The following is a 15,227-nucleotide window of genomic DNA, read 5'->3' on the forward strand; positions in this document are numbered from 1 at the left end:
TTCGTCATACGCTCACCGGTGCAGGCAGGTTCGCGTTGGCGGGGCGGGCCAGCCCGTAGTGGCCACGCAGCGTGGCCGCCGAGTACTCGGTCCGGAACAGCCCGCGCCTGCGCAAGATCGGTATCACCTGGTCGACGAAGATCTCCAGGCCCGATGGCAGCACGGCGGGCATGATGTTGAATCCGTCTGCGGCGCCGCCGGTGAACCATTCCTCGATCGCGTCGGCGACCTGTTCGGGGGTGCCGGTGAACGTCCGGTGCCCGCGCCCGCCACCGAGCCGGCCGATCAGTTCCCGCACCGTCAGCCGATCGCGGCGGGCCAGTTCCACGATCAGGGTGAATCTGCTCTTGGCGCCCTGGATCTCGGTTTCGTCGGGCAGATCGTCGGGCAGCTGTTCGTCCAGCGGTAGCCGTTCGACGGGGACGCGCAAGGTATCGGCCAATTGACGCTGTGCATGCAGTGGCACGATGGCTTCGTCGAGTTCGCGGTCCTTCGCCCGCGCTTCGGCCTCGGTGCTGCCGATGACGGGCACGATGCCGGGCAGGATCTTCACGGTGTCGGGGTCGCGGCCGAACCCGGCGGCCCGGGCTTTGAGGTCGGCATAGAACGCGCGGGCCTCCGCGGTGGTCTGTTGTGCGGTGAACACCGCCTCGGCGTAGCGTGCCGCCAGTTGCTTGCCGTCCTCGGACGACCCGGCCTGCACCAGCAGCGGGTAGCCCTGCGGGGAGCGCGGGATGTTCAGCGCGCCCTGGACGGAGAAATGCTCACCCCGGTGGTGCGGCGGGTGCACCTTGTCGTGATCACCCCACGTGCCGGAGGCCTTGTCGGCCAGGATCGCATCGTCTTCCCAGCTGTCCCAGAGCTTCTTGGCGACATCGATGAACTCGCCTGCCCGGGCGTAGCGGCTGCCGTGTTCGGGCAGCTGATCCAGGCCGAAGTTGCGGGCCGCCTCGACGGTCGCTGTGGTGACGACGTTCCAGCCGGCCCGGCCGTTGCTCACATGATCCAGCGACGCGAACCGGCGCGCCAGGTTGTACGGCGAGTTGTACGTCGTCGACGCGGTGGCGATCAGCCCGATCCGCTCGGTCACGCCGGCCAGCACCGTCAACAGTGTCAGCGGTTCCAGGATGCCCAGCGGCCGGCGGCCGATATCGCCGTTCAGTTGCGGGCTGTCGGCCAGGAACAGGGAATCGAAGGTGCCGCGTTCGGCGAGCTGGGCCAACTTGATGTAGTGCGCCACGTCGGTCGCGGCATGCGGATCGGACTCCGGCAGCCGCCACGACGCCTCGTGGTGGCCGGTGGTCATCAGGAACACGTTCAGATGTAGTTGACGCCCACGCATCAGAACAACCGCCCTCTCCACGCTTCCAATTCCGTTCTATCCGAACGTATCCGGCGGCGGGCGAAGAATCCGTACCTTTTCGCTACGCGAAATGTGTAGCAGGATCGGGTGTCAGGATGCGACGCTGAGTTGCTCGGGCAGGGCTTCGGCTGCGATGGTCCGCAAGGTGCGCAGGATGAGGGCGAGGTTCGGGTCACGCTGGCGGCCGGCCCGGACCACGGCGCTGATGGTACGGCCACCGACGTTGACCTCGGGCACGATGAGCGATTCCAGCCTTGTCGGCACGGACAGCCGGGGCACCACCGCCGAGGCGACCTCGGTGGCGGCCAGGTCGCAGATGTTCTGCGCGCCGATGAGCCGGTGCTTGACCTGCGGGGTGAACCCGGCGTGCTCGCCCGCGCGCAGGACCGCTGATTCCAGGCCGGAGTTCTGCGGTCCCGTCACCCAGGGACCGTCGGCCAATGCCGCCAGGCCCTGCTTGGCGATGCGCAGATGCAATTCCTTGGGCGCCAGCAGGACCAGCGGCTCGTGCATCAACGGCTCGGCGGCCAGACCGCCCAGGGGTTCCTCGCCGCCGAAGTCGTACCGGCAGGTGATGGCCACGTCCACCTCACCCTGACGCAGCAGTCGCAGGGCGACCGCGCTGGTCTCCTGCTGGACCAGCACACGCAGGTTCGGCTCGGCGGCACTCAGGCGCGCCATCATCGGTGCGGCAAGCGTCGGGATGCCCATGTTGAACGCGGCGATGGCGACCTGTCCGGAGACGTGGTCGCGGGTGGCGGCGACCGCGCTCATCGCCTCGTCCACGGCGGTCAGCACCCGGCGCACATGCTCGACGAGCACGTGCCCGCTGCGGGTCAGGCCCAGCGTCCGTCCCTCCCGGCGGAACAGGATGGCGCCCGCTTCGTCTTCAAGAACCCGGAGTTGTTGTGACACAGCGGAACTGGTGATGCTGCGCCTCTCGGCCACAGCTGTCACCGAACCTAGGTCAGCCAGGTCGCACAGCAACATCATGCGGCGCAGATCGAGCATCGGACCAGCCTGGCACAGTACGGCGCCGGGCACACCCGTGCACCTGCCGGCCGCTGCCGTCGCTGGGCCCTCTCAACTGGGCTTACGTGCTATCGGACGGCAGCAATCACCGCGGATGTAATTCCCGCGTCATCCAGACGCCGGCGAGCCTCGCCGTACACGTCGGCGGGCAATGCGCCGCGCCGCGCGGCGGCGGCGTTGGCCCGTACGTGGTCCGGGTCGGCGGTGCCGGCGATCACTGTCGTGACGCCCGGGGTGCTGATCGCGAACCGCAGCAGGAAGCCGTGCCGGGAGTCGCCGTCGAGCAGTCCGTCGAGCCCGGTGTCCGCCCAGGTCACGGGGCGTCCGTCCACGGTCGTCTTCTCCCGCTTGCCGCCCTGGGCCACGCCACCGCGCACGATGATGCCGAACCCGCGGGTGCCGGCGAGTTCGATCCTGCTCTCCAGTTGGCGTTCCAGCGCCGAGTAGGGCACCTGGAAGGCCGCGAAGTCGTCGATGTCCAGATGGTCGTCGATATCCGGAAGTGTCGAGGACACGCCGAACGCCAGGATCTTGCCCTCGTCACGCAGCGCGCTCAGCGTCTCCACAGCGTGATCACGGCGCAACACCTCCAGGGACGGGCTGATGTGCAGTTGCACCAGATCGAGGCGGTCGGTCCGCAACCGCCACAGACTCTGTTCCACTCCGGCGCGGATGTTGGCCGGTGAATAGTCATGGGGCAGCGGCCGGCCCGGCGTCGCGTCCGGTGCGAAGTCCAGCGGACAGCCGGCCTTGGAGGCCAGCACGTATTCGTCGCGCCGCGAACCGATATGCCTGCCGATCCGCTCCTCACTGAGCGCATAGTCGATCGAGGTGTCGATGAAGGTGATGCCCTCGTCCAGCACCGTGTTCAGCACGGCGCCGGCCACCTCCTCGTCGAGAGGGCGCGGATTGCGGTGCGGCGTCCCGCGCAGTTCCATCGCGCCGAATCCCAGCACCGTGACCTCGGGCCCGTCCCGGCCCAGCCGGCGCAATTCCAGCTCACCCACCGTGTACTCCTCGCTGTCGTGTCGGCACCGATTGTGGTCCGCCGGGGCTCGGGTGAACCACAGGCGCCGGCTACCGATTCGGTGAACCAAAACTACGCAGTCCCGCTGTGAGCAGTTAAGAACCGCTGAAAGGTTCTGGTAGCACAACACCGTTGTTCGTGGCGCGTCCGGCCCTGACGCTGACAGGCACCACATTGCGACGACAAGGGAGTCAGCCCATGACAGATCTGCAGGACAGCGCATTACGCCTCGATGTGGTGCCGGCCGCCGGGTACATCGGCGCCGAGATCAGCGGAGTCGATCTGCGGGAAGCACTCTCGCCCAGCGTCGTCGAGGAGGTCCGTGCCGCACTGCACCGGTACAAAGTGGTGTTCTTCCGCGACCAGCAGATCGGGCACGCAGAGCAGGTCGCCTTCGCGCGGTTGTTCGGCAAGGTGACCCCGGCGCACCCCCATGAGGAGAATCCGCCCGAGGGTTTCCCGGAGATCCTGCCCATCGACAGCAGACGGTATGAGACCAGCCTCGGCCGCAAGCGCACGTCCTACGATCACAGCTGGCACACCGATGTCACCGCGCTGGTGAACCCGCCTGCAGCGTCGATTCTGCGCGCGGACATCCTGCCGCCGTACGGTGGTGACACCAGCTGGACGAATCTGGTTGCCGCGTACGAGAACCTGCCCCGGGACCTGCGTGACTTCGTCGACACCCTCGATATCAAGCATCAGTTCAACGCCAAGGCGGCAGCGGGCAGCCAGCGTGACCGCAAGGTCCGGGAGGCGAATCTGGCCGCCTACCATCCCGCCGTGCGGGTGCATCCGGTGACGGGGGAGCGCGCCCTGTTCGTCAGCCCGGGGTTCACCCGTGGGCCCCGGGAGATCCGTGGCTTCACCCCGACCCAGAGTGAGCGCCTGCTGAACCTGCTGTGGGAGGAGGCAACCCGGACCGAGTACACCGTGCGCTTCCGGTGGGCGCCGGGCAGCGTGGCGTTCTGGGACAACCGGGCGACCGCGCATCTGGCGATCGCCGACGCGTCCCACCTGGACCACGATCGCGTGCTCTACCGGGTGACCCTGGAAGGCGACATCCCCAGAGGCGTCGACGGGCGGGAGTCCGAGCTCATCTCCGGGGAGCAGTTCCTCGGATCCTGATCAACCCATCGACCACACAGAACGGATACGTATGACACTCCCACTGCGCAAGCTCGGCACCGACGGCCTCGAGGTGTCCTCGATCGGCCTGGGATTCATGAGCTTTCGCACCACGGCCGGCGCCGACGACGAACGCAACGCCCGCGAGGTCGTCGACGCCGCCATCGACGCGGGCATCACCTTCATCGACACCGCCGACATCTACGGGCCCGAGGTCAGTGAAATCCTGCTCGGCCGCGCCATCAAGGGCAGACGGGATTCGCTGACCATTGCCACGAAGTTCGGTAACACCCTGGACCGCGACACCAACCCCCGTGCGCTGGACGGTCGGCCAGAATACGTGCGTACCGCCATCGAGGATTCGCTGCGCCGGCTCGGAATCGACCACGTCGACCTGTACTACCAGCACCGGGTCGACCCCGAGGTGCCCATCGAGGACACCGTCGGCGCGCTCAAAGAACTCGTCGAAGCGGGCAAGGTGCGCTACATCGGGCTGTCCGAGCCGGGCTTGCAGACGTTGCGCCGTGCGCATGCCGTGCATCCCGTCACCGCGATCCAGAACGAATGGTCCGTGTTCACCAGGGATATCGAAGACGAGACCGTACCACTGGCGCGTGAACTGGGCATCGGCATCGTGCCGTATTCGCCACTGGGGCGTGGCTGGTTGTCCGGACGGATCAACTCCGCCGACGACGTCAGCGGCACCCACCGTCAGCATCCGCGGTTCGCGCAGGAAGCCTTCGAGCGCAACCGGGAACTGGCCGCCCAGGTGACCGCGCTGGCCGGCGAACTCGGTGTGCAGGCCGGGCAAGTGGCCCTGGCATGGGTACTGTCCCGCGGCGAGGACGTCGTGCCGATCCCCGGCACCCGGCATCCGGAGTACGTGCGGGAGAACGTCGGTGCCGCCACGGTGACGCTGACCGCTGACCAGCTCGCACGACTGGACGCCATCGCCGGCCAGGTTGCCGGGCACCGGTCGATCCGGCCGGAGAATCTGGGCACGGAAGCTCCGCTCGTCGGCGCGTCCTCGTGACGGTCATCAGCCGCTACGGGGATACCGAAGCGGCACTGGAGGTTCACAATGAGACGCTGGCGTTGCAATTGGCACATCGCTCCGTGCGCAAGTTCCGCGCGGATCCCGTCACCGAAGGCCAGTTGGCGGCGATCGTCGCCGCCGCGCAGTCAGCTGCTACTTCATCGAACCTGCAACCGTGGAGTGTGATCGCGGTCCGCGACACGGAACACAAGGCCCGGTTGGCGGTGCTGGCCAACAACCAGAAGTTCATCGATGAGGCGCCGTTGTTCCTGGTCTGGATCGCCGACCTCAGCCGGGCGCGGCGCCTGGCGGTGCGGGAGGGTGTGCCGCTGGACGGCGCCGACTATCTGGAGACGACGGTGATCGGCTTCGTGGACACCGCGCTGGCCGCGCAGAACGCTGTCGTCGCCGCTGAATCCCTCGGTCTGGGAACGGTGTTCGTGGGAGCTATCCGCAACCACCCCGAAGAGGTCGCCGCCGAACTGGGCCTGCCGCCGCATGCGGTGGCGACCTTCGGCCTGGCCGTCGGGGTGCCGGATCCCACGGAGAACGCCGGCATCAAACCCCGGTTACCGTTGCACGCCGTGCTGCATCGCGAACGCTATGACGTGGCCACCGCCGACGCCCATGTCCCCACCTATGACGAGCGGCTGGCCGCCTACAACGGCCGGTTCGGTCTGCCCGGCAACTGGAGTGCTCGGGTGCTGGACCGGTTGGCCGGTCCGCAGTCGCTGTCCGGCAGGCACCGGCTGCGCGAACAGCTCGAGCGCCTGGGCCTACCCTCCCGTTAGGACCGTGATTTGTGGAGCCGCAACCGTAATGAGTACGGGTGCGGCTCCACAAATCACTGATCAGTAGAAGCTGGACGGCGGCAGTGGGGCGCCGTTGACGGCGATGTCGCCGAGCACCCGCGCTTTGTACACGGTTGGATTGTGCGAGAACAGAGTCCGCAGGTTGCGCCAGTGCCGGTCCAGGTGTGTGGAGGCGCGGACGGACGACGCTCCACCGATGTCGAAGATGCGTGATGCCGCCCGCAGCGCAGGCTCCTCGATCGCCACCTTCACCCGGGCGGCCGCGATCGATCCGTTCGCCTCGAGCTCGGCGTCGATCCCGGTGACCCGTGCGGAGTCCAGGGCGGGTGCGAGTTCGGCAGCGGCGCTGCGCACCAGTGCCGCAGCGGTGTAGGCCACCGCGTCGATCTCACCCACGACTTCGAGTAGCTGCGGATCGGCGGCCGGGGTATCGGCGGTGGCGAACGTGTACGTGCGGTGCCTGCCCCGTACCAGCGCGGCCGCATCGGCGGTCAGCGCGCGCAGGATGCCCGCGGCGATGGCGTGCAGGTACAGCTGCACCAGCGCGCCCCGGGCCCGGTCCACACCCACGGTGGTGCCCAACCGGATCACCTCGTCGGCCTCGACGGCCACGTCGTCGAGGATGGTGGTGCCACTGCCGGTGTGCCGCTGGCCGATACCGTCCCAGTCGTCGGCGTGCACCACCCCGGCACGGTCGGCCGGGATCACCGCCGCCACCGGCCGACCGTCCTCGTCTTCGGCGCTGACCCTGATGAAGTCGGAGAACTGCGCGCCCGTGCTGTAGAACTTGCGACCGCGCAACCGGAATCCACCGTCGGTGGCCACCAGCTTCGTGTCATAGGCCTGGGCCCCGACCGCGCGGCTGCTCTGCTCCGAGCTGGTCCCGCCGATCAGCAGACCCCGCGCAACCTGCTCGATCCAGTGGTCGGCGCCCGGCTTGTGGGGAGCCCGCTGCAACTCCTCGACCAACGAGAAGTGTACGCGCAGAATGTGAGTCAGGTCCGGGTCGGCCTCGGCCAGGGCGATCGCGAACTCGAAGAACTCGCCGACGCTGTAGCCTGCGCCGCCGAACTCACGGGCCAGCCGCACCGCCCCCAGTCGGTGCTCGCGGACCAGCCGCAGTCCCTCCGCGGGAGGCTGCAGCCCGCCGGCGTCCAGGCGCCGCCGGTAATCCGCGGCGATCAGGGCCAGCACTCCTTGTACGTCGGTGTCGGTTTCGCGCTCAATCGTGTCAGCGGTCATGGTCAGTCCCTCCCTGATGGATGTCATCGATCCAGGTGTCGTAGAACCACGGCACCGAGTTCGCGGCGTTGGCGAACCCCTGCACCCGAGGGGCGACCGCGAAGATCTGGGTGTCCTCGAGCAACGGGATCGTGTAGGCGTTGTCGATGACGTAGTTGTTGTACTGCTGCAGGATCGCCAGCCGCTGCGCGGGATCGGTGGCCCCGATCTGCGCGGTGAGCAGTTGGTCGATCTTGGGATCGGACCCCTTCAGTGCGTAGAGGTCGCCGAGCTTGCTGCCGTAGTTCTGCCACAGCCGAACCGGGTCGGAGGTGGGCCAGCCGTTGCGGCGCAGGCCGACGGACGGGTCGATACTGGCGGTGGGGTAGTTCGCGAAGTCGGTCTGTCGGATGTTCAGCCGGATGCCGATCAGCTTGAGCTGACGCTGGATCAACTCGTACATCGGCTTGGCGGTGTGGTCGTAGACGTCGACGTAGATCAGCGCGGCCAACTCCTGGCCGTCCTTCACCCGGTAGCCCTCGGCGTTCAGATGCGTCCAGCCCGACGCCTCCAGCAGCCGGACTGCCTCGGCCTGGTCGTAGCGCACCGCGTCACTACGATCGGTATAGCCGGGGAAGTTCTTGGTGACGATGTTCTGCGCGGGCTTCCAGTTGTCGGTGTACAGCGTGCTCAGGATCTCCCGGCGGTCGATGCCGAAGCCGATTGCCTTGCGCACATTGACGTCCCGCATGAACGGGGCCGTCTGGCGGATGTCCAGGGTGTTGGCCAGTCCGGGGGTGCGCAGGCCCCGGACGTCGAAGCCTTCGCGGGTCAGCAGCCGCTCGTCGGGCGGCTGGGCGTAGCGGATGGCGTCGGCCTGGTGCGCCCGTAGCGCACCCACCCGCACACTGTCCTCGGTGACCGGGATGACGGTGACGGTGTCCAAGTAGGCCTCACCCTGATGCGGCGCGGTGTAGGGGGCCCAGTTGTACCCGCGGCGTTTGGCCAGCACGATCTTCTTGTCGGGCACCTCGGATTCGGCGTAGAACGGCCCGGACCCGATGAGGTTGGTCACCACCGACTGCTGCTCCTTGGTGGCGTCGATGGTGGCGTCGGCCACCAGACCCGACGTGTTCAGCGACAACACGGCGATGAACGGGGCGTACGGTTCGGTCAGCGTGACCCGGACGGTGCGCCGCGCGTTGTCGGCAGTGACGGATTCGACCTTCGGGAAGTAGGGATTGCGGGTGATGCCTTTGGGCTTGTCGCCGTTGGCCTCCCACTGCAGATTTCGCCGCACCGACTCCGCGTCCAGCTGCTGGCCGTTGCTGTAGGTGACGCCGTCGCGGACGGTGAACTCGTACACCTTTTTCGAATCGTCGACCGTCCACTTCTCAGCGATCCACGGCACGAAACCGAAGGTCTTGGGATCCTGATACACCAGCCGGTCCAGCATCTGGTCCTTGAGCAGACTGTTCTGCCAGTAGCTCACCTGGATCTGCAGGGACGCGGGCGCTTCGGCGTCCAGGTAGGTGAAGTGCCCACCGCGCTGCTGAGTCTGTCCGGTCGCCTGGGTGGCGGGCTCGCTGCCGCAACCGGCGAGCAGCAGGACGGGGGCGAGTGCGACCGCGAGCCGCCGGGTGAGCCTCATGCCGCGCGTGCCGGTGCGCCGGGCACCGCGTCGAGCAGCCGCTGTGTGTACGTCGCCGCCGGGTTCGCGAACACCGTTGCCACCGAACCGGTCTCCACCAGGCGGCCGCGCTCCAGCACGCTCACATCGTCGGCGATCTGCCGGACCAGGCTCAGATCGTGGGAGATGAACAGGTAGGTCAGCGTCAGCTCCCGCTGCAGTTCGATCAGCAGGTCCACCACCTGCGCCTGCACCGTGACGTCCAGTGCCGAGGTGGGCTCGTCGAGCACGAGTACCGGCGGGTGCAGCACCAGGGCCCGGGCAAGCACCACCCGTTGTCGTTGACCGCCGGAGATCTCTTGTGGTCTGCGCTCGGCCAGCGTGGCGGGCAGTCCGACCCGGTCCAGCGCCCCGGCCACCTCGGCGCGGCGCTGTGCGCGGGATCCGATCTTGTTGATGCGTAAGGGTTCGGCGATGGCTTCACCGATGGTGAAGCGGGGATCCAGCGCGGCCAGCGGGTTCTGATGCACCATCTGTAAGGTCCGTGCCTGCGTCCGCTGCTGGGCCGGTCCGAAGCGGCTGCCTGCCTGGCGGACGACACCGTCGACGTGCACTTCACCGGCGTCGAAGTCGGTCAGCCCGGCCAGGATGCGCGCCGCGGTGGTCTTTCCCGAACCTGACTCGCCCACCAGGGCGTGGATGGACCCGGTGCGGACCTCGAAGGACACCCGATCCAGCGCGGAGGCGCCGGCGAAGCGTTTGATCAGATCGCGCACGACCAGAATCGTTTCGGAGTCGGTGGGTGCGTTGTGCCGGGCGTACTTGTCCGGCGAGAGCGCGGGTGCGTCGGCGATCAACTGACGGGTGTAGTCGTCGGCCGGGCCGGCCAGCACCCGCGCGGTCAACCCGGACTCGCGCACCTGCCCGTCCCTCAGCACCACCACGTGATCGCTGTGGTGTTCAGCCAGGGCCAGGTCGTGGGTGATGAAGATGACACCGAGACCACGGTCGCGGCGCAGTTCGTCGAGCAGCTCCAGGATGCGTTGCTGCACCGTGACATCGAGCGCGGAGGTCGGTTCGTCGGCGATCAGCAGGCTGGGATCGCCGGCGATCGCGATGGCGATCAGGACACGTTGCAGTTGACCGCCGGAGAGTTGGTGCGGATAGTCGCGGGCCCGTCGCTGCGGGTCGGCGATGTGTACCCGCTCGAGTAGTTCGACTGCCCGCTTGCGGGCATCGGCGCGGCCGGCGATCCGGTGCACGATCAGCACCTCGGCGATCTGGTCGCCGACCCGTTTGAACGGGTCCAGCGAGCCGAGCGGATCCTGCGGCACGAAACCCACTCGGGTGCCACGTAGTTCGCGCCACTCTCGCTGGGTCAGCGCCGTCACGTCTGTACCTTCCAGGCTGATCTGCCCGGCGGTGACCGCCCCGGTGTCGGGCAGCAGGCCCTGCACCGTGCGGGCGATGGTGGACTTGCCCGATCCGGATTGCCCGACGACCGCGACGATCTGCCCGGCTCGGACGTCGAAGGACACATCGCGTACGACGGGTCCACCACCGTACTGAACCGTCAGACCCGAGACCGACAGCAGCGTTGGTGAATTCATGTCAACCGACCTTCTTTCGGACGATGTGGGCGAGGCGGGACAGGCTCATCACGGTCAGCACGATGGCCACCGACGGGAAGTAGACCAGCCCCGGCGCGGAGTTGATGTAGTTGCGGCCCTCCGAGATCAACAGTCCCCATTCGGGTTCCGGTGGCTGCGCGCCGTAGCCGAGGAAGCTCAGCGAGGCGATCGCCAGGATTGCGGTACCGAACTGCAGGGCGGCCAGGGACAGCACCGCGGAGTAGGAGTTGGGCAGCACGTGGCGGAACAGCAGGGTGGTGTGGCGGGCACCGAGGTGCTCGCTGGCCTCGACGAACGGCAGGTTGCGGATGGCCAGCACCTCGGATCGGGCCAGCCGGGCGAACACCGCGATGGAGGACACCCCGACGGCGATGGCGGCGTTCACGGTGCCGAATCCCAGCGCCACGATGATCGTGATCGACAGCAGCAGCGTCGGAATGGACAGCAGCACATCGACGATGCGGCTGATGATGCTGTCGGTGGCCCGGCCGAAGTAGGCGGCAAACAAGCCCAGGACGGTGCCGATCAGCAGCCCGATGATCACCGCGATGAACGATCCGGCGATGGTGGCGGTGGTGCCGGCGATGACCCTGCTCAGCAGGTCGCGCCCGATGTAGTCGGTGCCGAAGGGGTGGGCCAGGGTGGGCCCGGCCAGCGGTAGGGCCGGATCCTCCTGCAGCGGGTCGTACGGGGCGATCAATCCGGGAGCGATGATCATCGCCGTGACGAGTGCCAGGAAGGCCAGCGGCGGAAAGTCCCACGGGTTGGCGCGCCACCTGCGCCGGGGTGCAGCGGCGGCAGCCGGTGGCGTCGGCGGAGCCTCGACCAGGGTCATGCGGGAACCGCCTCTACTTTCTGCGGGGTGGGGGACGTCGCCGCGCGGTCGATGCGGGGGTCGATCAGCGGGTAGAGCAGGTCGACGGCCAGGTTGATGACCACGAAGGTCACCGAGACGGTGATGACCACCGCCTGGATGATCGGAGTGTCCTGGTTGCGCACGGCCGTCTCGGTCAGATAGCCGATCCCGGTGCGGTTGAAGATCGTCTCGGTGATGACCGAGCCGGCCAGCAGTTCACCGACGGTGATGGCCACGATGGTGACGGTCGGGATCGAGCCGTTCTTCAGCAGGTGCCCGAAGATGATGCGGTTCTCGCTGAGCCCCTTGGCGCGCAGCACCTCGACGTACGGTTGCCCCGACGCGTTGCTCAATCCCTGGATGAGCACCTGGGCGATGGGGGCGGCCACGGGCAACGCCAGCGGGATGGCGGCCAGCACGGTCGAGCGTAGTCCCTCGTCCCGAACGGCGGACACCCACCCCAACTTGAACGAGATGAGCTGCAGCGCAATCAATCCCGTGACGAATACGGGCACGGACAAGAATGCCGGAGGCAGCGACCGGGCCAGTTCGCGGAGCGCGGGCCGGCGGGCGAACACCGCGGTCAGGGCGATGCCCAGACCCAGGACGGCCGCGATCAGGAAGGCGACCCCGGCCAGCGCGGCAGTCGAGGGCAGGGCGTGGCCCAGCAACCGGGACACCTCCTGACCACTGTTCAGGGAGTAACCGAGATCGCCGGTGAACAGCCGCTTGACCGAGACGCCGAACTGCACGACCGCGGGTTCGCTGAGCCGGTAGTAGTCCCGCAGTACCTTCGCGTCCTCATCTGAGATCGGATTCTCCGGGTTGGAGATCTGCGTCTCGATCGGGTCGCCCGGAAGCACGTTGAGCACGAAAAAGACTGCCGTGTAAGCGAGTACGATCACGATGATCGACTGTCCGATACGCCGCAGCGTGAAACCCAGCACGAGTGGTAACGCTATGGACGACCGATGCCCCCGGCAACGATTGCGCCCTTAAGGAATTTTAAGCCGATAGTTCACCTGAACTTAAGGGTTGCACGCGTTGGCAATTGGATTGCCGTGATCGCAACCGTAGCGCCTCCCGTCACGTTGGCTAACGTCAGGAACATGACTGTCGCACTGTCGGTGGGGGTCGAAGTGGTCGGCGACGGAGTGGGGGAACTCGGCGGCACGCCAAGTCCGGTGCGGGACGTCGCGTCGCTGGCGCAGCGCCTCGAGGCGGCGGGTGTCGGCTACTGGATCATCGGTGCCGAACGCGGTGAGCGCAGCGACGCCACGCACGTGACCCTCGACCCGTCCCTGCTCGCCACCGTCGCCGCCCGCCACACCTCGGCGCTGGGCCTGGTGGTCGCCGCCGCTGCGCACCGAGATCACCCGTACAACCTGGCCAGGCGTCTCCTTTCGGTCGATCATGCCGCCCGGGGCCGGGTCGGCTGGCTGGCGCTGGACTTCGACCACGGCACCGCGCTCAACGCCGCGACCGACACCTGGCTCGGCGATGAGCTCGGGCCCGCCCACACCGCCGACGCGGTGGCCGCGGTGCGCACACTGTGGCGCACTTGGCCCCTGAAATCTGTGGTGGGGGACCGTGCCACCGGCGTCTTCGCCGATACCGCTCAGATCCGTCGCGCCGACGTGGCACTCGGCTACCGGATCGCCGGGCCGTTGAACGTACCCGGTTCCGTGCAGGGGGACCTGCCCGTGTGGCGGCAGGCGATCTCCGGCATCGATGCGTCCGTCAGTGGGGCCGACATCGTCGTCGTCGAGGAGGGCTCGCCCGTGCCCGCGGGCCGGCCGGCGGTGGTGCGGGTGCGTTCCATCCAGCGCATCGGTTCGGTTCTGGAACGGTTGTCGGCCAACGGAAATGCAGCCGGAATCGTGGTGCGCCTCGCCCCGCATGCGCTGATACCGTTCCTGGACGGGGCACTGCCTGAGGCGAGGCGGCGGGGCTTCGTCGCCTCCGGCACGCGATCCGCATCCCTGCGGCAGCGGCTGCATCTCCCGGTGCCCCGGCAACCCGATCTGGCCGGCCATGCGCTGGCCTTCGCTTCCGCACCCAACCCAGGAGGACGCTTGTGACCGCCGGACAGTTGATTCTCAACGTCAACGTGCTCAACACCGGCATCCACACCGGATCCTGGCAGCGCACCAGCGAACCGCCGACGGCATTCGCCGACCCCGGCTACTACGTACGGATGGCGCGCATCGCCGAACGCGGCACCCTCGACGCGCTGTTCCTGGCCGACGGTCCCGCACTGCGTGACCACCCGGCGCTGCGGCCTTCACAGGCACTGGAACCCAGCGTCATCCTCGCGGCGGTGGCCGCCGAGACCGAGTATCTCGGCATCATCGGCACGCTGTCGTCCACCTTCAACGACCCGGTGGAACTCGCGCACCGGCTGCTTGCCCTCGACGAACTCTCGGGCGGCCGCTTCGCCTGGAATGTCGTCACCACCTACTCGCTGCCCGCCGGCGCCAACTTCGGGGTGGCCGACTACCCGGACCGGCACACCCGGTACCGGCGCGCCGCCGAGTTCGTGGACGTGGTCCGTGCGCTCTGGCGCGACGCCGCGGACCTCGGCCGGCGCGGCATCTCCCATCAAGGCGAGTTCTTCACCGTGGTCGGATCGCTGCCACAGGGCCCGTCGGCCCAGGGATACCCGTTGCTGGTGCAGGCGGGCGGGTCCCCACAGGGCCGGGACCTGGCCGGCCGGGTCGCCGACGCGGTGTTCAGCGCCGAACTCGACGTGGACGCCGGAATCGACCACTACCGGTACGTCAAGGACGTCGCGGTGGCCCACGGCCGGCGCCGGCACGATGTGAAGATCCTGCCGGGCCTGATCACCACCATCGGCAGTACCCGCGCCGAGGCCGACCGTCGATTCGAGGAGCAGAACGCGCTGCTGCCACCGGGGCAGGATCTGGAGCGGCTGTCGCAGGTGCTCGGCGAGGACCTGTCCGATCACGACCTCGACGCCCCGGTACCGGGCCATCTCCTCGGCGAGGTCAGCGACCCGGCCGCGTTCGCCGCATCGCTGGGCTTCCGGGAATCGGTGGTGCGGCTCATCGAGAGCCGGTCGCTGACCCTGCGCGAGGCCGTCCGCGAGTTCAGCGGGGCGGGTCATCGCGTCGTCGTCGGAACGCCCGTCGAGGTGGCCGACACCATCGAGGCGTGGTTCCGGGCCGGTGCGGCCGACGGGTTCAACCTGATGCCCGACGTGTTCCCCGACGGGCTGGAGGTCTTCGTCGACGAGGTGGTGCCCATCCTGCGGGCGCGGGGGCTGTTCCGCCGGGAGTACACCGAATCGACGCTGCGCGAACGGTTCACCGGCAGCACCCATCCGTGCGGTCGGTTGACCCTCGTGAAACGGGCCTGACGGCTGGGTTGACGCTGTCGTCAAGGTGCGCGTCCGCGTGCCGCGCCTTTGCTGTAATTTCCTCCCATGACGCTCGGCACGCCCACGACCATTGCCAGAATCGCGCCGTCGT

Annotated in this window: 13 protein-coding genes; 5 read left to right on the forward strand and 8 right to left on the reverse strand. The window is 68.0% G+C overall.

Annotation, left to right across the window (positions count from 1 at the left end; all coding sequences use genetic code 11):
* Positions 1 to 4 precede the first annotated feature (4 nt).
* From AC1DY7_RS06990 to AC1DY7_RS07000, 3 genes are all read right to left on the reverse strand, one after another.
* On the reverse strand, positions 5 to 1,342 hold the full coding sequence (locus tag AC1DY7_RS06990) for an LLM class flavin-dependent oxidoreductase (protein ID WP_477492929.1): 1,338 nt from the start codon (positions 1,340 to 1,342) through the stop codon (positions 5 to 7).
* Between the two features lie 111 nt (positions 1,343 to 1,453).
* Positions 1,454 to 2,374 carry a LysR family transcriptional regulator gene (locus AC1DY7_RS06995; protein WP_477492930.1) on the reverse strand — a complete coding sequence of 307 codons (921 nt, stop codon included), beginning with the start codon at positions 2,372 to 2,374 and terminating at the stop codon, positions 1,454 to 1,456.
* Positions 2,375 to 2,463: 89 nt separating this feature from the next.
* Entirely contained in the window at positions 2,464 to 3,402 is a 939-nt protein-coding gene (locus AC1DY7_RS07000; RefSeq protein ID WP_477492931.1) for an aldo/keto reductase, read from the reverse strand.
* A 218-nt stretch (positions 3,403 to 3,620) separates the two neighbouring features.
* Here AC1DY7_RS07000 and AC1DY7_RS07005 point away from each other — a divergent pair, with 218 nt between their 5' ends.
* From AC1DY7_RS07005 to AC1DY7_RS07015, 3 genes are read left to right on the forward strand one after another with little or no spacing between them, the layout of a single operon-like run.
* The gene (locus AC1DY7_RS07005; protein WP_477492932.1) at positions 3,621 to 4,550 is read left to right on the forward strand and encodes a TauD/TfdA dioxygenase family protein; all 930 of its coding nucleotides are present in this window, start codon (positions 3,621 to 3,623) and stop codon (positions 4,548 to 4,550) included.
* 31 nt (positions 4,551 to 4,581) lie between these two features.
* Entirely contained in the window at positions 4,582 to 5,583 is a 1,002-nt protein-coding gene (locus AC1DY7_RS07010; protein ID WP_477492933.1) for an aldo/keto reductase, read from the forward strand.
* Positions 5,580 to 6,377 carry an NADPH-dependent oxidoreductase gene (locus AC1DY7_RS07015; protein WP_477492934.1) on the forward strand — a complete coding sequence of 266 codons (798 nt, stop codon included), beginning with the start codon at positions 5,580 to 5,582 and terminating at the stop codon, positions 6,375 to 6,377. The genes AC1DY7_RS07010 and AC1DY7_RS07015 overlap by 4 nt, the downstream gene beginning before the upstream one ends.
* Before the next feature lie 60 nt (positions 6,378 to 6,437).
* On the opposite strand, the gene AC1DY7_RS07020 is transcribed toward AC1DY7_RS07015, so the two are convergent.
* The 5 genes from AC1DY7_RS07020 to AC1DY7_RS07040 are packed head-to-tail and all read right to left on the reverse strand — an operon-like array spanning position 6,438 to position 12,683.
* Complete coding sequence (locus AC1DY7_RS07020) at positions 6,438 to 7,640, reverse strand: acyl-CoA dehydrogenase family protein (RefSeq protein WP_477492935.1); 1,203 nt, start codon at positions 7,638 to 7,640, stop codon at positions 6,438 to 6,440.
* Positions 7,630 to 9,270 (reverse strand): ABC transporter substrate-binding protein, encoded by a 1,641-nt coding sequence (locus AC1DY7_RS07025; RefSeq protein WP_477492936.1) that lies wholly within the window; start codon positions 9,268 to 9,270, stop codon positions 7,630 to 7,632. The genes AC1DY7_RS07020 and AC1DY7_RS07025 overlap by 11 nt, the downstream gene beginning before the upstream one ends.
* Positions 9,267 to 10,859, reverse strand: a complete 1,593-nt coding sequence (locus tag AC1DY7_RS07030) for a dipeptide ABC transporter ATP-binding protein (RefSeq protein WP_477492937.1) — start codon at positions 10,857 to 10,859, stop codon at positions 9,267 to 9,269. Before AC1DY7_RS07030 ends, AC1DY7_RS07025 begins: the two co-directional genes overlap by 4 nt.
* Before the next feature lies 1 nt (position 10,860).
* Positions 10,861 to 11,715 (reverse strand): ABC transporter permease, encoded by an 855-nt coding sequence (locus AC1DY7_RS07035; protein ID WP_477492938.1) that lies wholly within the window; start codon positions 11,713 to 11,715, stop codon positions 10,861 to 10,863.
* On the reverse strand, positions 11,712 to 12,683 hold the full coding sequence (locus AC1DY7_RS07040) for an ABC transporter permease (protein ID WP_477492939.1): 972 nt from the start codon (positions 12,681 to 12,683) through the stop codon (positions 11,712 to 11,714). Before AC1DY7_RS07040 ends, AC1DY7_RS07035 begins: the two co-directional genes overlap by 4 nt.
* Before the next feature lie 162 nt (positions 12,684 to 12,845).
* Here AC1DY7_RS07040 and AC1DY7_RS07045 point away from each other — a divergent pair, with 162 nt between their 5' ends.
* Both AC1DY7_RS07045 and AC1DY7_RS07050 read left to right on the forward strand, forming a co-directional pair.
* Complete coding sequence (locus AC1DY7_RS07045) at positions 12,846 to 13,817, forward strand: LLM class oxidoreductase (RefSeq protein ID WP_477492940.1); 972 nt, start codon at positions 12,846 to 12,848, stop codon at positions 13,815 to 13,817.
* A gap of 29 nt (positions 13,818 to 13,846) precedes the next feature.
* Entirely contained in the window at positions 13,847 to 15,115 is a 1,269-nt protein-coding gene (locus AC1DY7_RS07050) for an NtaA/DmoA family FMN-dependent monooxygenase (RefSeq protein WP_477493224.1), read from the forward strand.
* Positions 15,116 to 15,227: the final 112 nt, after the last annotated feature.

Source organism: Mycobacterium sp. P2_H7, from assembly GCF_056403275.1.